This window comes from Rhizobium sp. YS-1r, from assembly GCF_000757525.1.
Classification (GTDB): Bacteria; Pseudomonadota; Alphaproteobacteria; order Rhizobiales; family Rhizobiaceae; genus Neorhizobium; species Neorhizobium petrolearium.
This window is the reverse complement of record NZ_JPYQ01000024.1, coordinates 443,095-468,711: the sequence shown is the minus strand read 5'-3', so window position 1 is coordinate 468,711 and position 25,617 is coordinate 443,095. Positions and strand designations below refer to the sequence as shown.

The 25,617-nt window shown below is 60.2% G+C and carries 26 protein-coding genes; 11 read left to right on the top strand and 15 right to left on the bottom strand.

Features of this window, described 5'->3' with window-relative positions; all coding sequences use genetic code 11:
* Positions 1–21 precede the first annotated feature (21 nt).
* The 13 genes from JL39_RS18155 to JL39_RS18095 form a co-directional block, all read right to left on the bottom strand.
* On the bottom strand, positions 22–1,920 hold the full coding sequence (locus JL39_RS18155; protein WP_037153430.1) for an ABC transporter substrate-binding protein: 1,899 nt from the start codon (positions 1,918–1,920) through the stop codon (positions 22–24).
* Between the two features lie 204 nt (positions 1,921–2,124).
* Positions 2,125–3,978 (bottom strand): heavy metal translocating P-type ATPase, encoded by a 1,854-nt coding sequence (locus tag JL39_RS18150; protein ID WP_037153427.1) that lies wholly within the window; start codon positions 3,976–3,978, stop codon positions 2,125–2,127.
* Between the two features lie 276 nt (positions 3,979–4,254).
* Positions 4,255–4,644, bottom strand: coding sequence for a DUF302 domain-containing protein (locus JL39_RS18145; protein ID WP_037153424.1), 390 nt, complete (start codon positions 4,642–4,644; stop codon positions 4,255–4,257).
* Positions 4,645–4,844: 200 nt separating this feature from the next.
* Positions 4,845–5,291: a pseudoazurin gene (locus JL39_RS18140; RefSeq protein ID WP_037153421.1), complete on the bottom strand. Its 447-nt coding sequence runs from the start codon at positions 5,289–5,291 to the stop codon at positions 4,845–4,847.
* A 119-nt stretch (positions 5,292–5,410) separates the two neighbouring features.
* Complete coding sequence (locus JL39_RS18135; RefSeq protein ID WP_037153420.1) at positions 5,411–6,100, bottom strand: cytochrome c; 690 nt, start codon at positions 6,098–6,100, stop codon at positions 5,411–5,413.
* On the bottom strand, positions 6,084–7,355 hold the full coding sequence (gene soxC, locus JL39_RS18130) for a sulfite dehydrogenase (RefSeq protein ID WP_037153418.1): 1,272 nt from the start codon (positions 7,353–7,355) through the stop codon (positions 6,084–6,086). The genes JL39_RS18135 and soxC overlap by 17 nt, the downstream gene beginning before the upstream one ends.
* An 87-nt stretch (positions 7,356–7,442) precedes the next feature.
* Positions 7,443–9,143, bottom strand: a complete 1,701-nt coding sequence (gene soxB / locus JL39_RS18125) for a thiosulfohydrolase SoxB (RefSeq protein WP_037153841.1) — start codon at positions 9,141–9,143, stop codon at positions 7,443–7,445.
* Positions 9,144–9,219: 76 nt separating this feature from the next.
* Positions 9,220–10,074 carry a sulfur oxidation c-type cytochrome SoxA gene (gene soxA, locus JL39_RS18120; RefSeq protein WP_037153415.1) on the bottom strand — a complete coding sequence of 285 codons (855 nt, stop codon included), beginning with the start codon at positions 10,072–10,074 and terminating at the stop codon, positions 9,220–9,222.
* Between the two features lie 86 nt (positions 10,075–10,160).
* On the bottom strand, positions 10,161–10,490 hold the full coding sequence (gene soxZ, locus JL39_RS18115; RefSeq protein WP_037153412.1) for a thiosulfate oxidation carrier complex protein SoxZ: 330 nt from the start codon (positions 10,488–10,490) through the stop codon (positions 10,161–10,163).
* Between the two features lie 30 nt (positions 10,491–10,520).
* Positions 10,521–10,970, bottom strand: a complete 450-nt coding sequence (gene soxY / locus JL39_RS18110; RefSeq protein ID WP_037153410.1) for a thiosulfate oxidation carrier protein SoxY — start codon at positions 10,968–10,970, stop codon at positions 10,521–10,523.
* Between the two features lie 24 nt (positions 10,971–10,994).
* On the bottom strand, positions 10,995–11,462 hold the full coding sequence (soxX, locus tag JL39_RS18105; protein WP_152601162.1) for a sulfur oxidation c-type cytochrome SoxX: 468 nt from the start codon (positions 11,460–11,462) through the stop codon (positions 10,995–10,997).
* 124 nt (positions 11,463–11,586) lie between these two features.
* A complete protein-coding gene (locus JL39_RS18100) occupies positions 11,587–12,177 on the bottom strand; it encodes a thioredoxin family protein (RefSeq protein ID WP_037153407.1) in 591 nt (196 codons plus the stop codon).
* Between the two features lie 9 nt (positions 12,178–12,186).
* Positions 12,187–12,921, bottom strand: coding sequence for a cytochrome c biogenesis protein CcdA (locus JL39_RS18095; RefSeq protein ID WP_037153405.1), 735 nt, complete (start codon positions 12,919–12,921; stop codon positions 12,187–12,189).
* 70 nt (positions 12,922–12,991) lie between these two features.
* Between JL39_RS18095 and JL39_RS18090 the strand changes: the two genes are divergently transcribed.
* From JL39_RS18090 to JL39_RS18080, 3 genes are all read left to right on the top strand, one after another.
* The gene (locus JL39_RS18090; RefSeq protein ID WP_081952896.1) at positions 12,992–13,363 is read left to right on the top strand and encodes a transcriptional regulator; all 372 of its coding nucleotides are present in this window, start codon (positions 12,992–12,994) and stop codon (positions 13,361–13,363) included.
* Between the two features lie 66 nt (positions 13,364–13,429).
* The gene (locus JL39_RS18085; protein WP_037153397.1) at positions 13,430–13,786 is read left to right on the top strand and encodes a metalloregulator ArsR/SmtB family transcription factor; all 357 of its coding nucleotides are present in this window, start codon (positions 13,430–13,432) and stop codon (positions 13,784–13,786) included.
* 66 nt (positions 13,787–13,852) lie between these two features.
* Positions 13,853–14,950 carry a YeeE/YedE family protein gene (locus tag JL39_RS18080; protein ID WP_037153395.1) on the top strand — a complete coding sequence of 366 codons (1,098 nt, stop codon included), beginning with the start codon at positions 13,853–13,855 and terminating at the stop codon, positions 14,948–14,950.
* A 17-nt stretch (positions 14,951–14,967) separates the two neighbouring features.
* Here the strand turns inward: JL39_RS18080 and JL39_RS18075 are convergent, their stop codons facing one another.
* On the bottom strand, positions 14,968–15,915 hold the full coding sequence (locus JL39_RS18075) for an MBL fold metallo-hydrolase (protein WP_052182955.1): 948 nt from the start codon (positions 15,913–15,915) through the stop codon (positions 14,968–14,970).
* Between the two features lie 93 nt (positions 15,916–16,008).
* On the opposite strand from JL39_RS18075, the gene JL39_RS18070 reads away from it, so the two are divergent.
* Positions 16,009–16,467, top strand: coding sequence for a hypothetical protein (locus tag JL39_RS18070; protein ID WP_037153394.1), 459 nt, complete (start codon positions 16,009–16,011; stop codon positions 16,465–16,467).
* A 146-nt stretch (positions 16,468–16,613) separates the two neighbouring features.
* On the opposite strand, the gene trxC is transcribed toward JL39_RS18070, so the two are convergent.
* Positions 16,614–17,048, bottom strand: coding sequence for a thioredoxin TrxC (trxC, locus tag JL39_RS18065; protein WP_037153393.1), 435 nt, complete (start codon positions 17,046–17,048; stop codon positions 16,614–16,616).
* 520 nt (positions 17,049–17,568) lie between these two features.
* Between trxC and JL39_RS18060 the strand changes: the two genes are divergently transcribed.
* From JL39_RS18060 to JL39_RS18030, 7 genes are all read left to right on the top strand, one after another.
* Positions 17,569–18,396 (top strand): DeoR/GlpR family DNA-binding transcription regulator, encoded by an 828-nt coding sequence (locus JL39_RS18060; RefSeq protein WP_037153391.1) that lies wholly within the window; start codon positions 17,569–17,571, stop codon positions 18,394–18,396.
* Positions 18,383–19,918, top strand: coding sequence for a nucleotide pyrophosphatase/phosphodiesterase family protein (locus JL39_RS18055; RefSeq protein ID WP_244446911.1), 1,536 nt, complete (start codon positions 18,383–18,385; stop codon positions 19,916–19,918). The genes JL39_RS18060 and JL39_RS18055 overlap by 14 nt, the downstream gene beginning before the upstream one ends.
* Before the next feature lie 167 nt (positions 19,919–20,085).
* Positions 20,086–21,726, top strand: a complete 1,641-nt coding sequence (locus JL39_RS18050; RefSeq protein ID WP_037153390.1) for an ABC transporter substrate-binding protein — start codon at positions 20,086–20,088, stop codon at positions 21,724–21,726.
* 59 nt (positions 21,727–21,785) lie between these two features.
* Positions 21,786–22,640: a metallophosphoesterase gene (locus tag JL39_RS18045; RefSeq protein WP_052182953.1), complete on the top strand. Its 855-nt coding sequence runs from the start codon at positions 21,786–21,788 to the stop codon at positions 22,638–22,640.
* Positions 22,637–23,674, top strand: coding sequence for an ABC transporter ATP-binding protein (locus tag JL39_RS18040; RefSeq protein ID WP_037153385.1), 1,038 nt, complete (start codon positions 22,637–22,639; stop codon positions 23,672–23,674). Before JL39_RS18045 ends, JL39_RS18040 begins: the two co-directional genes overlap by 4 nt.
* Positions 23,674–24,684 carry an oligopeptide/dipeptide ABC transporter ATP-binding protein gene (locus tag JL39_RS18035; RefSeq protein ID WP_037153383.1) on the top strand — a complete coding sequence of 337 codons (1,011 nt, stop codon included), beginning with the start codon at positions 23,674–23,676 and terminating at the stop codon, positions 24,682–24,684. Before JL39_RS18040 ends, JL39_RS18035 begins: the two co-directional genes overlap by 1 nt.
* The gene (locus JL39_RS18030) at positions 24,684–25,616 is read left to right on the top strand and encodes an ABC transporter permease (protein ID WP_081952885.1); all 933 of its coding nucleotides are present in this window, start codon (positions 24,684–24,686) and stop codon (positions 25,614–25,616) included. Before JL39_RS18035 ends, JL39_RS18030 begins: the two co-directional genes overlap by 1 nt.
* Position 25,617: the final 1 nt, after the last annotated feature.

The following is a 25,617-nucleotide window of genomic DNA, read 5'->3' as shown; positions in this document are numbered from 1 at the left end:
GGAACGCCGGACGGGCACCGGTCACTTCGCCGGTTTGGCCGGCTTCAGATTGACCATCATGTATTTTGTGTTGCCCCAGTTGGAGACCGGGTTGGTATAGGGCTTCGTGGCAAGGCTCGGGAAGCCGGTCCAATAGGTTGTGTCCATCGTTGCGAACACGTTGTATGCCATCAGCGGAATGATCGGCATCTCAGCCGCCGCCAGCTTCAGATACTCGAGGCCGAGTTCGACGCCGCGCGGATCGTCGAAATCGATCGTGCGGATCTCTTCGATGATCTTGTCCAGCCGAGGTTCGGCCCAGCGCTGCCAGTTTCTCGGCGGCTGCACCTCGCCGACATCGACCACGAACTGCGAATGCCAGCTGTCAAGGAAGAAGGAGAGGTCTGGGTGACCGCCCCAGGTTTCGACGCTCCAGCCGATGAACGTATCGAAGTCGCCGACACCACGACGGTCGAGCATCGTTCCCTGAGCGACGTCGATATTCGCATCGATGCCGAAACGCCGCCATTGCTGTGCAATGATCGAGCCTGCACGCGTCATGACGGGTCGAAGGTCGCCTTCGACCATAACCTTCACGGTGAACGGCTCGCCATTCGGCTGGAACCAGCGCTCACCCTGTTTGGTGAAGCCTGCCCTCTGGAGGAGCTCGGTTGCCGCTTCCGGGTCGGGCTTCCACCAGCCTCTGCCGAAGGCGGTCGCAATATCCGCGGGGTCCGATGGTATCTGATCCTTGAGCGAAGGCCGAAGCATATCGGCGATCTGCTTGCCCACCGTCGGGTCGTAAGGTTTGATCTTCCGTTTGCCGGTATCGAGCTCGAAGCCAGTAAGCCATTGCTCCATTGGTTCGAAGTAATATTTCGGATATAGTCCCGTAGGCGGCACGCCGATGGCCGAGAATGTCGCCGCGCCACGATAGGAAGCCATGCTGACGGCCTTGATATCGATCAGCAACGCGAGTGCCCAGCGGACATCCTTGTTCTGGAACTTCTCCAGCCGATGATTGAAGATGACAGAAGGAAGCGTCGGGTCCGGGTGGGCATAAGGGAAACCCTTGAACCAACTCACCGAAGACGGAGAATCCTTCGCGAGCGTAAACATGCCTTCGGGCGAAAGATCGTGAATGACGTCGAGCCGGTGATTGAGCTGCTCGATGACGCGCTTTTCAGGTGGTCCCGGATCGATGTACGCGAGATAGCCAGGACCGGGCTCGCCATAGCGCGCGACTGTCGTCCGTTGCCAATCGTCCCGCTTCTTCCAGATGAACCATTTGCCACCACGGTCGAAATTGTGGAGCGTATATGCGCCCAGCGACACTGGCGGATTGAAGTCGAATTTCAGCACGTCGCCAACTTTCTCGAAGACGTGTTTCGGCATCATCCACATCGCGTTCCAGCGGACGGTAAACAGAGCGTGGAAGCGTGAGTTGGGTTTCTTGAGCTTGAAGAGTACCTCAGTCGGGCTCTTTTTCTCGATCGCGGCCACATTGACCTGAACCGGAGCGCTCCAACGCAGTCCACTGGTCTTCATGTGCGTCTCGATCGTGAACACCACGTCGTCAGCCGTGAATTCCACCCCGTCGCTCCAGAAGATACCCGACCTCAACTTCACGGTCATTTCCGTGAAGTTTTTATTATAGATCGGCTTTTCGGCTGCCAGAGAATTGTCCCAGACGCCGTTGATCCCGTGATCTGGGTCAATATACCAGAATGTATCCATCGCGTTCTGGTGCAGGCCGGTAGTCTGGCCACCTGCATTGATGGCCCAAATGTTGAACCAGCCGGCATTCTTAATTGTGCCTTCTGGATTTTCCAGGATCAGCAACTGATCTCGGGGCAAATCGCCGCCCGGCACCTGCCCAAGCGCCGGCCTGGTCGCGAGAAATGTACCCGCGAGCCACATGAATGTCCTTCTCGAAAGCATGCCGTTATCCTCCCAGTTTCCAGCGTGCTCATCGGCTATCCGAACGGGAGTGATAGTCTAACAGCCGGGGATAGAAGTCAACATATAATGTGATCTATATCACAATATCGGATATAAACTGAGCTGATGTCGATGATTGAGCTAACTCTGCCAGCAGTGAGCGAGCTAGGCTCAGGGTCTATCAATTGAGATGTGATTCATGCCTTAGCCGTCCGGGAGTTCGGGCGGCGTGATGCGCAGAGCGCGCAAGGCGTTCAGGATGACAGCAACGTCAATGATTTCCTGAAGCAGTGCGCCCTGAACCGGCGTGAGGTAGCCGAAGGCTGCAGCGACCATGCCAAGCACGGACAGACTGATCCCGGCGACGACGCTTTCAATCGCGATGCGGCGGGCGCGCCGGGCGATCACGATCCCAGGTCCGAGCCGGTCGACCTGGTCGACGAGCAGCACGACGTCGGCGGCCTCGGCGGAGGCGGCAGCGCCTCGAGCCCCCATAGCGACGCCCACATCCGCAGCGGCGAGCGCCGGTGCGTCGTTGACTCCGTCGCCGACCATCATGACAGGGCCGTTCTTGCGCTCGGTGAGGACAAGGAGAACTTTCTGATCCGGGGTCAGCCCGGCCCGAAGACCATCGAGACCAAGACCTTCCGCCACGCGTTCGGCCACCTCGGGACGATCGCCGGTCGCCAGAAGGATCCGCGCCACGCCCTCCTGCCGAAGCCGCTTGAACATGGTTTCCACCCCTTTGCGCAAGGGATCGGCCATTACCAGATGTCCCGCCATCTTACCGTCGACCGCCACGGCGACGAGAACGGATCCTGCCGCGAGAGATGAATGATTGTCCGATGTCTGCCCGATGCGCCTTGCCACGAAACTTGCGCCACCCACTACAATCTTGCGACCCTGGACACTTCCAACGACGCCCTCGCCGGGAATCTCGGCGACTTCCGAGGGTACCGGCAGAGTGAGGCCCTGTTCCTTCGCGATGGCGACAATAGCCTGTGCGACGGGATGCTGCGATGCCTGCTCAAGCGCCGCGGCGAAGCGGAGGATCTCCACTTCGGAGATGCCGATGTGACTGTCGATCGAGACGATCCGCGGACGCCCTTCCGTCAACGTACCTGTCTTGTCAACAATCAGGGTTCGTATTCGCGCCATCGCCTCGAGTGGCTTGGCACCCTTGATGAGAACTCCGAAATGCGCTGCGCGCGAAAGGCCCGCCACCAGCGCCACCGGCACTGCAAGGATCAGAGGGCAGGGCGTGGCCACCACCAACACGGCAACGGCCCGGATCGGATCGCTTGTGAACCACCAGGCGGTCGAAGCCAGCGCGACCGTCACCGCGAGGAAGCCGAGCGACCAGCGGTCTGCCAGCCGCGACATGGGTGCTTTCGACTTCTGCGCCTCCTCTACGAGGCGGACAATCCCGGCATAGGTGCTTTCCCTCGCGCGGCGTATTGCTTTGAGGTCGAATGCCTCGCCCGCATTGGTCGAACCGCTCATCGCCTCCCTGTCGCGAGCAAGCCGGACGGGCAGGGATTCTCCCGTCAGCGCGGAGGTGTCGAGGAAGGCCGTGTCGGACGCAATCGTGCCGTCCACGGGCACCGTATCGCCTTGCCGGATCAGCAACCGGTCGCCCGGTTCGATATCGTCGAGCGGTACATCCTCCAGCGCCCCGTCGCGATGCCGGGTCGCGACCCGTGGCACGCGCGAGAGGAGATCCTGCATTTCGCGCCTAGCGCGGCCTTCGGCGAAGCTCTCGAGGAAAGTGCCGCCGGAAAACATCACAGCGACGACGGCGGCCGCCAGCGTCTCGCCGAATGCCAGCGCCGACGACATGGACAAGGCGGCTACGATGTCGAGCCCGACCTCGCCCCTGAACAGACTGCGCAGAATCTCCACCAGAAGCGCGGCCAGGACGGGGACGACCCCTGCCGACCATACGATGCCGGCCGCATCGATCCTGCCTGCAGAGTAAAGGGCAAGTCCCGTCACGAGGCCGGCCAGCGCAATCAAAAGGAGGGCCTTCTTCAATCGATCGGCGCTTGCATATTCCACGCGGCTCAACTCCCTCGGCCGAGGCGATTGCCGCAGGCGCTCCGAAAAACAGCGGCCCAACTTTCAGATGACGGGCACCACCTTATTTTGTCCGTCAGAAAAGCGCGTTCAGCAGACACCGCCATCCTGACCATGGTGATGCCGGTCCAATTCGTGTCGGAGACTTCGGCCGGAATCATGCAGCATGTCATCATTGCCAATTCCGGCCCCGGCAGCATCCGCCCTCGGTGTTTCCACCCAACTTCTGCCTTTTCATCACGATCTCCGAAGGACCGGTTATATCGCCTGAACGACGACCGCCAGCATTCCCCTGACCTTTCCCGCCGTTTCCTTCAAGGCGTCATTATCGATCGCCTGCATGGAGGCTACAGGGTCGATGGCGCTGACCATGACGCCCTCTTCGCCGAGGGATCGAATGATGACGTTACAGGGCAGCATCGCTCCGACCTTTGGCTCCATCTTGATCGCCTCGAAAGCCATGCCCGGATTGCATGCGCCCAGGATGAGGTAATCATCAAGATCGGTATTCAGCTTCTTCTTCATCGTCGCCTTGACGTCAATTTCGGTGAGAACGCCGAAGCCATTGTTCGAAAGAGCCGCTTTGGTCCTTTCGACCACTTCGTTGAATGTCGACCCGTCGATCGTCTTGTCTAAGGTATAAGCCATTATCTCAACTCCCAACTCTCCGTCGCATTGGGTTATGTAGGGCTTTCATCGTGGCGGGCACTGATCTTGCGCAATGCAGCCCTGATTTCGGACATCAGTTCGGGGGGAACAGAATATCGGCGCGGAAACCGCCGTATCGCCGTGCGCGCCCATTTGGTGGCGTTTTCGAGCAGGCCGGCCGGCCAATCCTCAAATCGAGCTCAATCATCAGCCTCGATCTCCGCGAATATTTCCGATGCGACCTGCTTCGCCTTGCCGGGAAATTTTATTGCCTTGACAGCTTCGAGATTCACCGGTTGGCCTGCAACGATGGCGCCAATCATTCCCATGCCGAAATGCGGCGTGCATTGGAACATATACACGCCGGGAGCCTCGATCTTTACGGTAATTTCCTGATTGATCTCGCCTTTCCACTCAGCAGCGCCGTCGGGAACGCCCTTCTTTATGGCGCTGGAATTGTGACCCTTGTCGATCGCGACGAAGGTCACCGTGTCGCCGACCTCAGCCTTGACCAGGCGCGGTTCGAATATCATCGCGCTCCCATCAGAGCCCTTGTTCCTCATCTCGACCCTGTGATCGGCGGCTATCGCGAAGCCAGGGGTTACAGTCGCCAGAGCCAATACGGCTGCCAGGATAATCCTCTTCATGTAATTCTCCCTTGTATGAATGGGGATCTGATCTCGATCGCGGGTTGATCGTCTGCGGCCGTGTGGCAACGGCGTTGTCATCGATTTCAGAGCGGATCGGATCCGAACTGGCGATCCGTCTATTCTATTCCACCGTTCGCCGGCTGGTCATCCTCGCCGGCATCTTCCGGCGTCACGTCGAGGATCGCGGCATGCGCCTTTATGGTCGCCTTGTCGGGTTTGCAATTTTCCATGCAGGGCTCCGATTTGTCGGCATAGAACGGTTCCTTCGTACGGTCGTCGTCGGTGAAGTTGACCTCGTTCGGTAGCTTGATGTCGGCAAAATTCTCCTTGGAGAGTTCGAACTCGTCATCCGTCACGACGTCGTTGAGGTAGAGGAGATATGCGGTCAAAGCGTAGACGTCGTCATCCGATAGTGACCGGGCATTGCCGAATGGCATCGCACGGCGGACATAGTCGAAGACGGTGGAGAGATAGGGCCAATAGGAACCGATGGTCTTCTCCGGCCGATCTGCCTGAAGCGTCCCTTTCCCGCCCGCCAGGACAGGCCACCGGCCGACGGCTTCGCCGAAATCGCCATGGCAGGACGCGCAGTTCTCGTCAAAGATTTCCATCCCATGGGCCACTGTACCCCGTCCATCAGGCAATCCGAGACCGTCGGGACGAACGTCGATGTCCCAGGCAAGCAGCTCATCGGGAGTTGCGACGCGCCCGAGCTTGAAATGCTCTCCATCTCCCGCCAGAACAGTGCCAGCGCCAGCCAGAACGGATAGGCCGATGATGAGCAGCGGCTTACGAAATTTCGACATTCTCGATCCTCCCTTCCTCGGTGACGTGCCAGGTCTGGATGCCGTTGTTGTGATAGATGGAATTGGTGCCGCGCACGCTTCTCAACTGGTCCTTTGTCGGCTGCACGAAACCAGCCTCGTCGATTGCGCGGGATTGCAGGAACAGTTCGGAGCCGTCCCAGTCAAATTCGTAGTAGAAGCGGTGCAACGCCTTTGGCAGGCTCGGGCCGTCGATACGCGCCGTGTGCCAGTTGCGGCCGCCGTCGACGGAGACGTCGACGCGCTTGATCCGCCCATTGCCGGACCATGCAACCCCCGTCAGCACGAGTGGACCCTTGCCATGCCTGATCGGCGCCTGCGGGCTGGGATTGGTGATGACGGATTTCACGTCCATCAGGAAGGTGAAACGGCGCGCCTTGCCGTTGGCGAGAAGGTCCGTGTATTTCGACGTCTCTTCGCGTTGCTGCCAGGGCTGGTCCCCGATTTCGAGGCGCCTTAGCCATTTGATCCACATATTGCCTTCCCAGCCGGGAACCACGAGGCGGACGGGATAGCCCTGTTCGGGACGGAGCGCCTCTCCGTTCATTCCGAAAGCGACCATGCAGTCGTCCAATGCCTTCTCAAGCGGGATCGATCGCGTCATCGCCGAAGCGTCTGCTCCTTCCGCCAGAAGCCACTTGCCTTCCGGCTTCACGCCTGCCTCATTCAGGATAGTCTTGAGCGGGACGCCGGTGTACATGACGCAATGCACCATGCCATGCGTGTACTGGCAGCCATTCAATTGCGCTCCGCGCCATTCCATCCCCGAATTCGCCGCGCATTCCAGGAAGTAGACGCGGTTCTCCCTTGGGAAGCGCTTCAGGTCGGCCATCGTAAAGACAAGGGGTTTGTCCACCATGCCGTGAACCATGAGCCGATGCGCGTTCGGATCGATCTCGGCAATGCCGCCATGATGACGTTCGAAACACAGGCCGCTCGGGGTAATGATACCGTCGATCTCATGCAGGGGCGTGAAATTGACTGACGAGATGGGATCGGAGGTCAGCCAGGGCACGTTCTTGCGGATGACATGAGCCTCGAATGAAGAAGGCGAGCCATAAGGCGTTGCATCCACCCCCTTGCCCGGATAGCGGTTCCAATCCTGGATTTCGGTAATTGCCGGATCGTCGGCGGCCCGTGCACCGGCCGCCGTGCCGGTGGCAAGTGCCGCCGCGCCGCCTGCAAATCCGGCCCTGAGAAGGGCACGGCGCGTTGTCTTGGTTGTCTCGGTCTTCATCAGTTCCTCCCGAACAGATGACTCATAAAACATATTCAATTTTTTCTATATATCACGTCGCAAACCGTCTGCCAACGAGGCTTTGCCTCATGACTTCCGATTGATGATTTTTACGGATTGGTTCTCTTCCACGCTGACGACCGGATTTTGCGTCAGGTACTGCTCCACGACGTCCCAGATCGGCGGTCCTTGCGTGCTTTCATTGATCGAGGCCCAACCCGCAACGACGTATTCTTTCGAAGCCTCGATCGGCTCGCCCGATTTCAGCAAGACCATGCTGGAAATGCGGGATCCGATCGCCGCTTCGGGATCGATCGAATATCCCATGCCGCCCACCCGGACCATGTCGCCGCCCTGCTGATAGTAGGGGTCTTTGTTGAACAGGTTGTCGGCCACGTCCTCCAGGATGTCTTTCAGCATCTGACCGGTCATCATGTTGCGGTAGGCGTTCGGGTAGGTCATGGAGCAGGCATTGTGCAGGTCCTCGACGGTAATCTTCTGCCCGGGCAGGACTGACGTGCCCCAGCGGAAGCCCGGAGAGAGGGCTATATCCGCCTCGCGTACGTCGAGCAGAGCCTGACAGATCAGGTCGTCGAACGTTCCGTTGAAGTTTCCGCGCCGATATAGGAGACCGTCGCAGGTCGCGAGTTCTCGCGAGAGTTCAGCCTGATACGGCGCCCGAATGTCGGATATTGCCTTCGACATTTCGGGATCCGGCGTAATGATATCCGAGAACACCGGGATGAGCCGGTGCCGATAGCCCCTCAAGGCCCCATTCCGGATATCGAGATCGAGCCGTGTGATGAACTTTCCATGCGAGCCGGAGGCAATCAGCAAGGTCTTGCCGACAAGGACGGGCTCCGGAATCGCATCATGGGTATGTCCCGTCAGAATGATGTCGATTCCACCCACGCGTGATGCGAGGGCTTGGTCGACGTCGAAGCCGTTGTGGGAAAGCAGCACGACGATGTCCGCGCCATCGGCGCGTGCGGCCGCAACGTTCTTTGCGACCTGCTCCTCGCGAATACCGAAGGACCAGTTGGGAAACATCCAGCGCGGGTTGGCGATCGGCGTATAGGGAAACGCCTGTCCAACGACCGCGATCTTGGCGCCTCCCTTCTCGAACATCTTATAGGCATCGAAGGCGGGTTCGTCCCATTCGGCGTCAAAAATGTTCCCTCCGAGGAATGGAAAGGGAAGGGTCTCGATAATCTCCTGGACGCGTTCCGTACCATAGGTGAACTCCCAGTGCCCCGTCATGGCGTCGGGTGCAAGCGCGTTCATGGCGTCCACCATGTCCTGACCCTTGGTCTGGTAGGAGGTGTAACTACCCTGCCAGGTGTCGCCGCCGTCGAGCAGCAAGACATCTTCGCCGCGCTCGGCCCTGACCCGCTTGACGATCGTCGCGATCCGGTCCAGCCCACCCATCTTGCCGTACCCCTTGGCAAGCGCCACGAAATCCTCGGAGGTGAACGCGTAAGCCTCGGGGGTTCCGGGCTTTATGTCATAGAGGCGAAGGAAATCGGAACCGGTGACGTGCGGCGGCAGGCCCGCCACATCACCAACACCGAGATTGACCGACGGCTCCCTGAAATAAACCGGCATGAGCTGGGCGTGTATATCCGTGAGATGAAGGATCGTCACATTGCCGAGCGGTTCGAAGCGGAGGAGATCGTCCTCGCTCAGAGACTGCTGCGCGGCTACCCTCGACCACTTGCCGGCAAGCCCGGAGCCGACGATGGCCGACAGGGCTGCGCCGGCCATGAGCATTTCACGTCTCGATAACATCAAGGACTCCATAACCAAGGGAGGGGACTGCTTCGAACCCTCCGCGCATGAGAAACAATCTTGGTCGTCGGTCCCGTTATTGGCGAACCGCAGGCGTCTCGACCGAAAGACCGGTGCCGCGCCAGGTGACGTAGACCTCAAGCGCCATCAATTCGTCCGAAAAGGCCTTTGGCATTTCGGCGCGGGTATCCCGGATGCAACCGCGGAAGCGATTGTGGAGGGAGACCATGCCGGCGGTGTTGAAGCGGTAAGTCGGAAATCCGTTGACCTGCCCCTGGCTGAGGTGATCGGCGCGAATGAACTTGCCCATGCTTTTCTCGTGACAGGAGGCACAGGAGAAATCCAACTGGCCCGTACGGGTATAGTAGAGTTCCTTGCCCTTGTCCCACCACGACTGCATTTCGCCCTCAGACAGGTCGATCTGTACCGGAGTGCCCAAGGACTGGTGCTTGATATAGGTGGTCAGCGCCACCTGCTCCTCCGCGTCGAACTTGTAGGGTTCGGCACCCATACGCTCGGTACGACAGTCATTGATCTTCATCTCGATGTTGACGGGCTTCCTGGCCTTCGCATCCCACTTGGGAAAATGCGCGCCGGCATCCTTCATCGTCGCGGATGCATCATTGTGGCAAGAGGAACAGGATTTCCCCATCGATCCATCGACGGTGTTCCAGAGTTCCTCGCCGCGTTCCACCGCAAGCATTCCCGGATTGGCGAACGAATCGGCTTCCGTCGCACGGGTTTCCGACTCCCGGAAAAGCCAACCGGACAGCACTTCATCGAACGGATGCCCTTCCGGCGCCTTCGCCCTTATGATCATCTCGCGATCATCGATGGTCAGGGTATCATCGACAGGATCGGCGTAGGCCATCACTGCCAATCCCGAGATAGATGCCACCGATACCAGCAGCAAGACGGATAGTCTCTTCATCGTTATCCCTCCCAAGATAACCTCCCCAATAAGGCGATGACGACCGATGGGTGTGCACTCGCCGCCCGTTGCGGCGGGTGCAATGCTCAGTTTACGGTGATCTTCTGTTCATCCGTGTAGATAGCGCCATCGTCATCGATCCACGTGAATTTGAACGTGCCGCTTTCGATCAGTTTTGCGCTGAACTCGAAATAGGGATTGGCCGAGATCGCCGGATCGATATCGCAGGAGAAAACGGGAGCCCCGTTGAACTCGCATGCAAATTTGTTGATGATCTTGCGCGGGATGACCTTGCCGTCCTTGTCCTTGCGCTGGCCCGATTCCATCTCATGGCTGATGAGGGTCTTTATCGACACCACCTCGCCAGCTTTCGCTTCCTTCGGAACCTTGATACGCGGTTTTGGTTGCGCTGCCATTTGACTAGTCTCCTTCCACCTCTGTTGTCGTCAGCCGCCGCAACCGCCGATCGTCACCTTGACTTCCTTCTTGTCCATGAAAACCGAGCCGTCGGCCATCTTCGCGACGGCGATGACGTTCTGTGTCTTGGCAAGGCGCATGCGGGTCGTCGCGACAGCCGTGCCACTCAGTGCGGTGAAGTGAAAGGTGGCCACTTCCGGATTCGGATTGCCATCCGCGATGATGATGACGGAGTCGACCATGTCTCCGCCAGTCATCGCGCTTTCGACGTTTACCGAGATCGGGACCGTGTTGCCGTTCTCGGCGATCTCGGGTGCAGTCAAGGTGATCTTGCCGGATGCGGGCGTCTTGCCGCCTGCAAAGTCCATAATTCGCTTTTCGGCAGCCGGCACATCCGCCCATGTGGAGCGATGTCCCGCTATCGAGAAGAGTGCTGCGCCCGCCGAGAGGCTCAGCATCTGTCGCCTGTTGATCTTCATGCATTCATCTCCTCTTCCGGAAAATTACTTTGAGCCCTTCAGCGTCGTGAGATAGGCGACGACGTCCTCGACCTGCTGTGCCGTCAATATCGTCTTTCCAGCCAGGTCCTTGCGGACGTTGATGCCGACTTCGAGGCTGTAGAAGGCGGGCATGACGGTCTCTTCGGAGAAAACCCGCTTTGCGTCGACCACGATTGCCCGCAGCTCGGCTTCGGACCAGCGGTCGGCGACGCCATCCAGGGCAGGGGCTACGTTGCCGTGGAACTGTTCCTTGGCAAGCGGTGTGACGACATGACAGGCAAGACAATTTCCAAGGCCGCGATTCGCCAGAACTTTCGCGCCCTCTTCGGCATTCCCGGTCGCACCAGTCAGAGACTGAGAGACCTTCATTTCGTCGATCTTGACGGCGTCCGGCGCAATTTCTACCGCCGCAGCCTGACTGCACAAGAAAGCAGGCACCGCGACACAGGTCAGGAAACGCTTCATTGTCATGAGTCCTCCCAAACTCACCGAACCGGCATGACCGGTTCAAGCCTCCATTTTTACGATAGCGCTATGTTCAACGGCCATCAATAGAAAAATATAAATCTTTGAATATATCAGTTGCCGACACGCATCAGTCCTCGCCGATGAGCTTCCCCGAGTTGCGGAGTTCCTGGATAATGCGCGCGTGATAGGTCTGGAAATGCTCGTTTCCTTCATACCCCTTTTCGCGCACCCACCGGAACATGTTGAGGAAGGTCCATTTGCCGAAAGCTCCCGGCATCGTCGCGACGGCGGCTTTGCTGACGGAGACCCGGGGCCCGGCATCTTCGGGAAGGAAGACAACCGTCGGCGTGAAGATATAACCCCATTTGCGGGCAGCGCTTTTTTCCGTCAGCACCTCGCCGTCGAGGTCCGTCACTTCCTCATCGCCGAACATGTTGTACTGAACGACGAGGAAGTTGGCTTTGATGTAGTCGCGCACATCCGGATCGGAGAGAATCTTCTCGTGCATCTGGCGGCAATAGATACAACCTCGCTGCTCGAACACGATCGCCAGGCGCTTACCCTGGGCTTTGGCTTCGGCAATATCCTCCGCAATGTCGCGAAAGGTCGTCGAAAACCACTCTTCCTTGTGAAGGCCATCCTCGCCGATCGTTGCAGCCGCTCCGGCGGAAGCACTGACGAAGAGGGCGAAGAACGCCAGAAAAACGAATTGCGGCATTGCGACCTCCTACCCGATTGTCTGAAACGCCGGAAATGTCTCGAGGAGCCAAAGCGAAATCGTCGACATCTGTCCGGTCATGAAAAGCAGTCCCGTCACGATCAGGAAGAGGCCGAGCGCGACCTCCACCTTACGCATGTGTCGCCGGAAGCGCGCCGCCCAACCAAGGAACCGGCTGGCGAAAACGGCCGAAGCGATGAAGGGCAGTCCGATGCCAAGGGAATAGGCAGCCAGCAGAATACTTCCGCGCGTCGCCGTCCCTTCTCCCCCTGCGACGAACAGAATTGCGGCCAGAACCGGTCCCACGCACGGCGTCCAGCCGAAGGCGAAGGCCAGACCCATCAAAAAGGCGCCAGCCAAACCAGCAGGCTTCTCCGTAACCTGTACCCGCGCTTCCCGATAGAGCATCCCGATCTGAAGGATTTTGAGGAAGTGCAGGCCCATGACGATGATCACCACGCCTGCCGCCACCGAAAGCACATTGAAATATTGGGCGATCGTCTTGCCGATCAGGCTCGCTGTCGCACCCAGGGCAACGAAAACCGTCGAGAAGCCGGCAACGAAAGAGACTGCTGAAAATATGACCTGTCGCCGGTCGTCCGGGTTCGGCTGGGCATCCCGCAATCGATCGAAGCTCACCCCCGCAAGCCAGGCCAGGTAAGGTGGAACGATGGGCAGAACGCAAGGCGATACGAATGACAGCAACCCAGCCAGTAACGCGCCCCCCACGCTGACATCAAGCATTCGATCCCTCCCAAGACCACCCTGCATCACAGCATTGCCACATGTATTCAGAAAATGCTATATGTTGCAAATGATGATTTCGGACGCTTCTCCATCCTTGCGGACATCGACCCTTCTTGCGGTGCTCATCCTCACCGGTGCGACTTCGGGGAAGGCGGCCGAGCTGGTCATGCTGGAGCAGCCGGGTTGCGTCTGGTGCGCACGCTTCAATGCCGAGATTGCCCCCGCATGGCCGAAGACGGAAGAGGGTGCACGCGCGCCTCTTCGCCGCGTTGACATCACCGAGGCGTGGCCTGAGGATCTCGACCATATACAGCGGGAGCGGTTTACGCCGACTTTCATCCTGATGGATGAGGGTGAGGAGATCGGCCGCCTGCGCGGCTACACGGGAGATGAGTTTTTCTGGTTTTCAATCGATGAGTTGATCGCCAAGCTTCCGTAGGAAATGGACATTGCGTGGTCCTTTCTGCCAATATGGGCCCGGATGCGAATTAGGAGGTATGGGCGAATGAGCCTGCCACAGTTGAACACGCTGCAAACGCCGGAAGAGCGGGAGAAGCTCTTCGCGCAGGCGCGAAAGGCGAGTGAGCTGCTCAAGGCTTTGTCGCACGAGGACCGATTGCTGATCCTGTGCCTGCTCACCGAAGGCGAAAAATCCGTCTCGGAGCTGGAAAACACGATGGGAATGCCGCAGGCCGCCGTATCGCAGCAACTGGCGCGCCTCCGTTTTGATCGCCTTGTCACGACCCGCCGGGATGGGCGTGTGATCTACTATTCACTTGCCAACAAGGAGATCGCACCCGTGATAGGCTCTCTCTACGAGCTCTTCTGCGCACCGGTGCGACAGGGTGAGAAGCCATCGTAACACCAGTCAACGGAGGGACTGGCGTTACGACCTTTGCGAACCGGGGAGGGTTCGCGGGAGGATAAAATGGAGAATATCGTTGCATCGGCTTGGTTCTTGCCCGTTGCCGGGCTGCTTGCCGGTTGCGTGCTCGGATTTGTGGCCCGCAATCAGCGTTTCTGCACGATGTCCGCGTTGGAGCGCTATTGGTATGCCAATGACAGCACCGGCCTGAGAACCTGGATTCTCGCCGCTGCGACCGCTCTTGTCCTGACCCAGAGCCTTCAGGCCTTGGGGCTTGCCGCATCCGACGAGAGCTTCTACATCCGTTCGAGCTTCGCCTGGACCGGAGCGATCCTGGGTGGCGTGATGTTCGGCTTCGGCATGGCGCTCGTCGGCACCTGCGGCTTCGGCGCGCTCGTCAGGCTTGGCGGCGGAAGCCTGCGATCCCTTGTCGTTCTCATCATCCTCGGCGTCAGCGCGCTGTCCGCTCAGAAGGGGCTGATCGCCCAGGCGCGCGTGCCGATCGTGGACAACCTGGCGATTGACTTCGGTTTCGCCGGCGGGCAATCCGTCGGGCTTGTTGCGTCCTACTTCACCGGCGTCGATCTTCGTCTTGCCATTGCCGGCATCGTCGCGCTTGCCATGTTCGGCTGGGTATTCCGGGATTCCGATTACCGGCGTCGGTGGTGGTCCATTGGTGCGGGAATGACCATTGGAGCAGTCATTGCCTTCGGCTGGGTTGCCACCACTCTGGCCTCAAGGAATTCCTTCGAAATCGTCCAGCTCGAAGCCGGCTCCTTCGTCGTTCCGGTGGGCGATGCCCTGCTTCAACTCATGACATTTACCGGGAGTGTGCCCGATTATGGTGTCGGTTTGGTCATGGGCGTCATCATCGGCTCGGCCATCAATGCGCAGGTTCGCCGCACCGTGCGCTGGGAAGCCTGCGACGATGCACGGGAATTGAGCCGGCACCTGCTGGGCGCGCTCCTAATGGGGGTCGGCGGCGTATTCGCCATGGGTTGCACGATCGGACAAGGGATTACCGGCGTTTCCGCACTCGCCATCTCGGCACCGCTCGCTTTCGCTTCGATAGCGCTCGGCGCCAGAATCGGTCTCGCCTATCTCATCGAGGGCTCCGGATTGGCAATCTTTCGCGAGAGTTCCGTCAGCCTTGACCGATAGCTCGAGACGGTCGCCGCTCAGGCCCCCGGTACAAAAGCGTAGGCACCTTCTCGCTGCTCTACGCGGCCAATTCCTTCGTGGTCAAAGTGATAGCCGATGATCCGCGCCTTGTCGCCTGCGAGGCGAGCAAGCAACTGCCGGCGCATCGCGACGCCGCGCTCCGGATCATGATCGCTCTGCGTACGCCATTCCGGATGTCGGAAAGATATGGCTGTATTGCTGAGCGCGTCGCCTCCAATCAATGTCTGGTCGCCGCTACCATGGACCATGAAGGAGAGATGCCCCGGCGTATGACCGGCGGTATCGATGACCTCGATTCCTGACAGGATCTCCTGCCCGGGCTTGAGGAACGCGATCCGGTCCTTCAGTGCGGCAAACCTGTTCTGGGCGCCGACCACAAAGGTCTGCCGATCCGCAGAGACAGCTTGCAGGGCATTCGGCGAAGACCAGAAGTCCCATTCCGCTTGCCCGATGTGATAACGGGCATTGGCAAAGACCAGCTCGTCCAGATCATCGGTTACGCCCCAAAGGTGATCCGGATGCGCGTGGGTGAAGACAACATCGGTGACGCTGCCAGGGTCGATATCGGCGGCGGCGAGATTGTCGATAAGCATTCCGGCAGTCGGCATGAAATTGGCGCCTGAGCCGACGTCGAATATGACCAGTCTCCCCTTCTGCCTGAGCAGCGTTACATTGCAGTCTGGATGCAGAGCATCGGTCGGCATGTTTTGGGCGACCAGGAATGACTGCAATTCATCCTTTGGAACGTCCGGAAACAGGAACCCCATGGGTAACGTCAGTGTTCCGTCGCTGACCGTGATGAATTCGCTGTCGCCCATCGAAACTCGACCGACCGCATGAGCCGGCCGCGTCAGGACTGCGGATGCCGCAAGGGCGAGACTGCCCGCCAGAAACCCCCTGCGGCTTGATCGCCCCGATGCCTCATAGACACTCAACGACGCCATGATGCTCCTCCTATTTATACATTTATATTTTTGCATGTTTTTGAAGTCTCGGCTAGGCTGATCTTTTCTGCGATGAGGATATGGGAGGAGAAGATGATAAAGATCGTGATGGCATCGCTGGTCGCTCTGCCGGCGGCCCTGGGGTGCACCGGGGCAACGGCGTCGGACGTTTTGAAGATCTATGAAAGCAAGGCACCCTTTGCGGAGGTACTAGCCGATCTGGAGGACGCCATCGTCAATCGAGGCTATGTGGTGGACTATCACGGCCACGTTGCCGAGATGCTGGCGCGTACGGCAGGCGATGTCGGCGCCGGGAAAGTGCTCTACCGCGAGGCGGAGTTCATGCAGTTCTGTTCGGCGACCGTTTCCCGCAAGGCAATGGAGGCAGATCTCGCAAACATCGGCTTCTGTCCCTACGTGCTCTTCGCCTATGAGGCAGAGGCAGCGCCCGGAACCGTGAAGGTCGGGTTTCGCCGACTACCGGAAGGAGAGGCCCGGGATGACGTCAACAGTCTCCTTGACGACATCGTGCGCGAGGCATCCGGTAATTGACAGGATAAGCGCACCAATCAGATGCTCGATATCTCTGTCACCGTGCAACAGCGACGGGCGAAGCAGCGTGATTATCGGCCACGTCGAGGATGATCGCGGTTGAAGAGCTTGCCAGATTTGAGAGGAGCTTGCTGCAGATCGCTAGTTTATGCGACGCCCGCTTGCTCCAGCCATTGCCTGAGCGCGCCGGCACTGATCGCGCCGCTGCGCCGGGCGAGTTCCCTTCCTCCCTTGAACAATATCAAGGTGGGAATGGCCTGAATTCCGTATTTTTGAGCAAGGCCTTGTTCCGCTTCGGTGTCCACCTTAGCGAAGCGCACCCCGGGCTCGAAAGCGGCGGCAGCGGCCTCGAAGGCAGGAGCCATTGCACGACAGGGACCACACCACAATGCCCAAAAGTCGACGACTACCGGGAGATCGTCGGAGCCAGTCTGACGGTCGAAATTTCCCTTGTGCAGGGAAATCGGCCGGCCGGTGAACAGCGGCGACTTGCAGGCCGGGCAATGGGCCAATTTTCCATCCCGCTTGTCATCCAGCCGGTTAAGTTGCCCACAGTTGGGGCAGGGGATGATCTTCGCCATGATGCCTCCGTGCGATGGGTATCAATTACCACTTTGCATTATCGGTTTTGGAGTATCTAACCCCTGGTCGGTCACCAAATTCATTGATCTGAAACAACCGTCTGCACTCGCACTGTGTAACGTGTCCAGTGCGGCGCCGAGGATGTTGAGGCGGACTGCGTTCGGCCAAGACCCAACTTTCCTGCAATCATGAATCAGGCTGCCCGGGCCTCGGCGATCGCCACCTTCAGTCCCTTTTCATCCGGGACGCTGCCGAAGGTTGTCCCGTGGATGACGAACGAGGGTGTGCCTACGAAATTGAAGGCGAGGGCCTGGTTGCAATTGCGGTCTAGCAATCCGGATATGCGCGTATGTTCGGCTTAGTTAGATGCACCTATCTGAACTGACCGTTGGACGATGCGCAGAGAAAAATGTGGGAGTTTGTGTGGCTTTGTTGAACTGACAACATAAGTTCAAAAATGTGTCACGCCGCTGCAATGTTTGCGTCCTAGAACACCGCCATCAGAAGAGGCGATCGTCTATGTCGAAGATTCCGGCAGCCAGCCGACACCAAACCATCATCCGCCTGGTCAATGGCGGCAGCGGCATGTCGATCAGCGCGATTGCCGAAACCTTCGGGGTATCGACCGAGACGATCCGCCGCGATCTGGTTACCCTGGAGCGGGGCGGATCGCTGCAGCGGGTCTATGGGGGAGCCATCCCCTCCGGCCGCGAGGCGGCACTTGACGAGCGCGTCAACATGGAACGGGCGGAAAAGCAGGCGATCGGCACGCTGGTGGCGGCGATGATCCAGCCGGACCAGTGGATCTTCATGACGGGCGGGAGCTCGGTTCTTGCGGTCGCGCAGGCGATGCGCAACGGTCCGCCGGTCGCCGTCATGACCAACATGCCGGCGATCGGCGACGCGCTGCAGGCAGGCCAGCGCCATAAGGTGATCCTGACCGGCGGCGATTACGACTGGAACGCCAAGACGCTGTTCGGCGACGAAGTGTTCGGCGCGATCCGCAATTGCAGCTTCGACCTGTCGATCATCGGCGTCTATGGGCTCGACGCTGAGTTCGGGCTCGTGGAGCGGACCAAGCACAATATGGAGCTGAAGACCCGGCTTGCGACGCAGAGCCGCGCCAGCATCTATGTCGGCGATCACACCAAGATCGGCGCCGTCGGCCGCTATCGCAGCATTCCGTTCGCCGGCATAGAAACCTTCGTGACCGATATGCCGCTCGACGAGCCGTTTGCCGGGCTTCTGACCGAGGCGGGCGCCAGCGTTTTCTATCCCGAGCAATCCGCCTCACCCGAGGTGTCCGAATTTCCGCACCTGCAAGAAAAGGTCAATGACAATGGCTGATATCCGCCATGTAATCGTTGTAGGCATAGATGGCCTGCGCCCCGACATGATCAACGAAACCACTATGCCCAATCTCGCTGCCATGCGGGCGCGGGGTGTGTCGAGCAAGGATCATCGCACGGTGTTCCCGAGCGAGACGCGCGGGGCACTGACTGCACTTGCGAGCGGCGCCCGCCCCGAAACGACGGGTATTCTCGGCAATGAGTTCTATTCCCGCGACGGCTCGGGCCGCCTGACCGGTACGGATACGGTCCACGACTGGCGTGCCGGCGAGCGCCGCATCGTCGGCGGCATGGTGACGGCCACCAATCTTTCCGAAACGCTCGCCAAGAACGGCAAATCCTTCGCGGTGGTCAATTCGAGCGGGCAGGGTTCGTTCACTGCGCTCAACTGGAAAGGGGCGGACTGGGGACAAGCCGGCTTCAACGTCCGCCATCCGGCGATCGGCTTCCCGCCCGAGCTCGCCGTCGACATAGCCGAGCAGCACCGGGTTCCGGCCAACGGCTTCGACCGTGGCGCCGAACGCCAGGCCGTTGCCGCCTTCACCGATACCGTCTGGCCGCAGAGAAAGCCGGCGGCTGCAATCATCTGGATCACCGAAGTGGACAGCGCTTCACATCGTCATGGTCTCGGCGCCGAAGGTATGCTCGCCTCGATGCGCGATTGCGATGCGGCGATCGGCAATCTTCTCGAATGGCGCGACAGGCAGCCGGAAAAGGACGACATTGTCATCTTCGTCACCTCCGACCACGGCCACTCGACAATCAACGAATTCATTTCCGTCGGCGATGCCCTGAAGCAGGCCGGCATCGCCGCCGACACGCGCTTCGACAACGACATCGATGTGCTTTATCGGAAGGGGCGCGCACCGGGCTTCTGGCTCAAGCAATTTGACAAGGGCCTGTTGCAGGGCGTTTTCGATGCGCTCGCCGCGCAACCCTGGTATGGCGCCACCTTCACCCGGGCGGTCGAGCCGGGTGCGCAGGAGGGCATCATCGCCGGCACGCTGGCGCTGGAACTGACCGGTGCCGCGCATGGCCGTGCACCGGACCTCTACATCAACCTTCGAGGCACCGACGCTGAAAACGAATTCGGCGTTCCGGGCACGTCGATCTGCGACGCCGGCAGCTACAGCGGCATTCCGCTCGGCGGCGGGTCGCACGGAGGTCTGCATGCCGTGGAACTGGCGGCCGTGTTGATCGGTGAGGGCGCCGGCTTGAAGAGCGGCGGTGAGGTCGTCGCCTCGCGCACGGCGATTTACGATCTTGCGCCGACCATTCTCGCACTTCTTGGCCTCGAACCTGCAGCCAGCATGACCGGCCGGCCGATGTTCGAGCTCCTCGAAGACGGCGAAGCCGTGCCGGCCCCGGTCGTGAAGGAATTCACGGCGGCCATCGACGGCAAGGTGTCGCGCATCATTATCGGCCATGTCGGCGAACGTCCCTATGTCGACGAAGCTGATCTTGTGACCGAGAGGGCGGCTGGAATGGACGTTGCAAGGGTCGCAGAACTGCAGGATTGATCGTTCCATGACGATGCGCCCGGCCTGACCGGGCGCCCCGGTAAGACATCGAGACCTCGAGATACCGAGCGCCGGCGGGACAGCGCCAGTCGGCGAGCGGCGAAGCCATGCCGCCCGACAAGGCGGTCTCACTTTCCACTGCATGTCCCCTTGAAGGAGATTTCGCAATGATCCAGAACCTCAAAACCCTGTCGCTCGCGGGCGCCTTGCTCGCCGGCACTTTCCTTTCCCATGCCGCCTTTGCCGAGGACCGGCCAAACATCACAGTCGCCCTGCAGAGCATGGGCACGGCCGGTACGCTCGACACGAGCGACAACGGCGGGACCGCCGCCCGCAAATACCAGAACATGATCTTCGAGCAGCTCATCGAGCTTGATCTTTCCGACCCCAATCTTAGCGCCCGGCCCGGCCTCGCCACCGAATGGAAGTGGCTGAACGACACGACGCTGGAAGTGAAGCTCCGCCATGGCGTCAAGTTCCACAACGGCGACGAGATGAAGGCCGATGACGTTGTCTTCTCGTTCTCCGACGAACGTTACGGCCGCCTGCCGGAACAGGTCAAAGCCCGTGAGGCCGGCCAGACAACCTTCACCCACGCCGACGGCACGAAGGGCATCGTCCCGCCGGCCATCACAGCCGCCAACCGGAAGTCGGAATGGCCGCTGCTGAAGTCGGTCGAGAAGGTCGATGACTATACGGTCCGCTTCGTCATGGAAAAGGCGACGCTCGATACGGAAGCCCGTCTTGCCCGCGTCAACTATGCGGCGATCATTTCCAAGCGCGGCTTCCAGGAGGCCAAGTCCTGGGCAGACTACGCGCTTCATCCTGTTGCGACCGGCCCCTACAAGGTCGTCGGTGTCGACCAGGGTTCGGCAATCCATCTCGTTTCCCATGACGATTACTGGGGCGGCAAGCCGCCGATCGCCAAGCTCGACTTCATGGTCGTTCCGGAAGCGGCGAGCCGCGTGAACGGCCTGATGTCCGGCGAATACGATATCGTCAGCGACCTCGGCCCGGACCAGGTCCCACTCTTGAAGAATACCGAGGATTTTGACGTCGTCGGCGGCCCCGTCGCCAATATCCGCTTCATCGCGCTCGACACCAACAACGGTCCGCTGAAGAACAAGCTGATCCGCCAGGCGCTTTCGCATTCGATCGACCGCGACACGATCGTCAACTCGCTCTGGGGTGGCATGACCGCCGTGCCGCAGGGCTTCCAGCACAAGCTGTTCGGCGATCTTTTCGTCGAGGACTTCAAGTCGCCGGCCTATGATCCGGAGCTTGCCAAGAAACTTCTCGCGGAAGCCGGCTACAAGGGCGAGAAGATCACTTATCGCGTCCACAACGATTATTATCCGAACGAGCTGACGGTCGCGCAGTTCGATCTCGACAATCTCCGCAAAATTGGCTTCAACATCGACTTCTCGGTCATAGATAACCCGAACGATCCGGCTCCGGATCGCATGATGGCTGACCTGTCGAACACGGCCTATTTCGCCTATCCGGTTGCGCTGCTTGCCAATAACTGCCCCTACGGTTCGTATAATACAAAGACCAATCCGAAGAGCGGCATGTGGCAGAACGACGAGTTCGATAAGCTCTGCGACGTGTTGAACACCTCAACCGACAAGGCTGAAGTGAAGAAGTCCTTCGCCCGCGCACTGGAGATCATCGAGGCTGAAGACCCGGCGATGGTCGTCCTGCACCAGAATGCCATCCTCTACGGCAAGCGCGCCGACATCCAGTGGAAGCCGTCGGCGATGTTCGTGATGGATTTCCGTCCGGGCTCCTTCTCAATCAAGAAGTAATCGAAGGGCGGCGGGGTGCTTCAGCGCCCCCGCTTTTGTCATCCGGAACTCTCGTTGCCATGCGCCATCATCGCCGCCCGCTTGCCATTGAACGTCAGGGAGAGCCCTGGCCGGAATTCGAGGATGCCGTCAATCCTGCGATCTCTGGCGGACGCGTCTATGCGGTCGGTGATGTGCATGGTCAAGCAGACCTTCTCGCAGCCATGTGGACTGCGATCGCCGAGGATATGAAGCGCCATCCGGCGGATCGGGCCTTGATCATCGTCCTCGGCGACCTCATCGATCGCGGACCGGATTCGGCGGGCGTTGTCGAAGCGATCATCGAGGCTCGGGAGCGGCGGGGAGACGGTATCGAGATCATGTGCCTGCGCGGCAATCACGATCATTGGCTGGCGACCTTCCTGACCGATCCTTCTGTCCTCTCGGCCTGGGCGGTGAAGGGCGGGCTTGAAACGCTCGTCTCCTATGGGCTGAAGGAAGGCGACATTCTCGCGGGCATTGCCGATATCGGCCGCGCCGTCGCATTGCAGCAGATGTTTGCGGCCGTAATCCCCATTCGTCACAAGGAATTCGTGCTTTCGCTGCCATTGTGGCACGGCGATGGGGACTATTTCTTCGCCCATGCCGGCGTCGACCCGGATCGTCCGCTTACCGATCAGCGGCTCGATGACCTCACATGGATACGCGACAAATTTCTCCTCTCGCGGAAGAATTTCGGCAAGGTGGTGGTTCATGGCCATACGCCGCGCCAGGAGGTCGAGAGCCTCCCGAACCGCATCAATGTGGATACCGGCGCCTATATGCGGCAGGTGCTGAGCTGCGTCATCCTCGAAGGCGCCGAGCGATATTTGTTGCAGGTCGGGCCTGGCGTTCCAGTATCCCCCAATGATCCAGCTACGGAGGCAGGCGCATGACCGGATCCACCGATCTCATGGATATCCGTGGCCTCACCGTCGAGTTTGAAGGCCGCTATCGCTTCACCCGTGCGCTGCACGGTATCGATATCCCACTCAAGCGCGGCGAGGCGCTCGGCATCGTCGGCGAATCCGGCTGCGGCAAGTCAATCACCTGGATGGCGGTGCTGGGGCTTCTCGGCCGCAATGCCCGGGTCGGTGGCTCCGTAAGGCTTGAAGGGCGGGAAATCCTTGGCGCCGACGATGCCCGGCTCAGCGAAATCCGCGGCGGCCGCATCGCGATGATCTTCCAGGACCCCTCGAGCTCGCTCAACCCGCTTCACAAGATCGGCTGGCAGCTGGGCGAGGCGCTGCGCCTGCATCAGGGCTTGACCGGCGCGGCAGCCCGCAGGGAGGCCGAGCGCCTGATCGACCGCGTCGGCATCGCCAATGCGCGCCAGCGGCTCGGCGAATATCCGCACGAGTTCTCCGGCGGCATGAACCAGCGGGTGATGATCGCCATGGCGCTTGCCGGCAATCCGGACCTGCTTGTCGCCGACGAGCCGACGACGGCGCTCGATGCCACCATCCAGGCGCAGATCCTTGATCTCCTCGATGATCTGCGCCGCGAGCGCAACATGGCATTGGTTCTGATCTCCCACGATCTCGGGATGGTCGCCGAAATGACCGAGCGGGTGGTGGTGATGTATTGCGGCCGTATCGTGGAGGACAGCCCGACGGCTGATCTCTTCGATAATCCTGCCCATCCCTATACGCGTGGATTGATCGATGCCATTCCGTCGATCGACGGGCCGCGCCAGAGGCTTCTCGCCATTCCGGGCTCCGTGCCGCCGCCGGACCGGCTGCCGTCCGGCTGTACCTTCGCACCTCGTTGCGCCGTCGCCGGTCCCGAATGCCAGTGGGCCGTGCCGACGATGATCGATGCCGGGGCAGACGGACGCCACAGGGCCGCCTGCGTGAAGCTCGGCGACATACTACCGCCGGCCAATGCTCGCCTGCCTGCTCCTGTAGAGATCGCTGCGGAGTTGGTGTGATGAAAGGTCAGCTTACCGTCAAGAACCTCACGCGCCATTACAGGCTCCGCCAGCGGGGCAGTCTGTTTGCCCGCACAAAAACGCTGAAAGCGGTCGATGGACTGACTTTCGACGTGGTACCGGGTGAGATGCTCGGCATCGTCGGCGAAAGCGGCAGCGGCAAATCGACCACGGCGCGGCTGCTGCTCGGCCACATCCCGCCAACCTCGGGCGAGGTCGTGTTCGGCGGCGAGAAGGTCGGCGCGGTGCCCGATCTCGCCTGGCGACGGATGCGCCGGCGCATGCAGATGATCTACCAGGATCCACTCGGCGCGCTCGATCCGCGCATCACCATAGGTGAGCAGATCGGCGAGCCGCTCATCGTCCATTTCCCGGACCTTACTCGGGATGCACGTCGTGCCAAAGTACGGGCGGTGATGGGCAATGTCGGCCTTTCCTCGCACCACGGCGATCGGTTCCCGCACGAACTTTCCGGTGGCCAGCGGCAGCGCGTCATCATCGCCAGGGCGCTGGTCATGGAGCCGGAACTCCTGGTCTGCGACGAGCCGGTCTCGGCGCTTGACGTCTCGGTTCAGGCGCAGGTTCTGAACGTCTTCCAGGATATCCGCGCCCGCAACAGCTTTACCGGCGTCTTCATCAGCCACGATCTGAAAGTGGTGCGCCAGATCGCCGACCGGGTGGCGGTCATGTATCTCGGGCGCATTGTCGAGATCGGCCGGCCGGGCGAGGTCTTCCATCAGCCGCTGCATCCTTACAGCCGTGCGCTCGTCTCCGCCGTGCCGCGAAAGGGTCGGTCGGCGCGCGAGCGCATCATCCTGGCCGGCGATCCGCCGAACCCGGTCAATGTTCCGCCCGGCTGTCCCTTCCATACCCGCTGCCCGCAGGTGAAGCCCGTCTGTCGCATCGAGCGACCGGAACTCATGTCGGAAGGCGGGCGGGCGGTTGCCTGCCATCTTGTCAACAATCCGTCGACCGCCGGCGTAGCGGTTGCCAATGGGGAGGCTGCCTGATGTTGCAATTCGTCTCGACGCGTTTCCTGCGCGCCCTGGTGACGCTGTTCATCATCGTCACCTTCGCCTTTATCGTCCTCCGGCTTGCGGGCGACCCGGCCGAACGCTTCTTCGATCCGGCTACGCCGCAGGAAGTGGTCAATGCCTTCCGTCACGAATGGGGACTCGATCAGCCGATCTGGGTGCAGTTCTATCGCTATATCATCGCGGTCCTTCACGGCGACCTCGGCAATTCCATGCGCGAGAACCGGCCGGCAATGGAAACCGTACTGGCCCGGCTGCCGGCGACGCTGTGGATCATGGTGCCGACGCTGTTCCTCAAGACGATCATCGGCGTTGCTGCCGGCATGACCGCGGCGCTCTACCGCAACTCGACTTTCGACAGGCTGATCATGTCGGCCTCCGTTTTCGGCTTCACCGTGCCTGCCTTCGTCCTGGCCCTGGTTCTGGCGCTGATCTTCGCGGTGCAGCTCCGCTGGCTACCCTCCGGCGGCTATGCGACGCCCTACCATATGATCCTGCCGATCGCGACGCTGAGCATCGCGGGAGCGGCGACAGTCGCACGCTATACCCGCTCTTCCATGGTGGAAGTGCTCGGACGGCCTTTCGTGCGCACCGCCGCCGCCAAGGGCGTCCGCTCGAGACAGGTGGTGACGCGGCATGTTCTGCCGAATGCGGCGATACCGATCGTAACCGTCTTCGGTTTCATGCTGGGCAATGTTGTGGGCGGGGCAGTCGTCGTAGAGAGCGTTTTCTCCTGGCCCGGCATCGGCCGGCTGCTGGTCTCTTCGGTGCAGTCACGCGATCTGGCGGTGGTGCAGGTCATCCTGCTTCTGATCGGCGTGATGATGGTCTTCTCCAATCTCTTCATCGACCTTCTCTACGGTCTGATCGACCCGCGCATGCGCGGCGGCAAAACACAGGCGGCGTGAC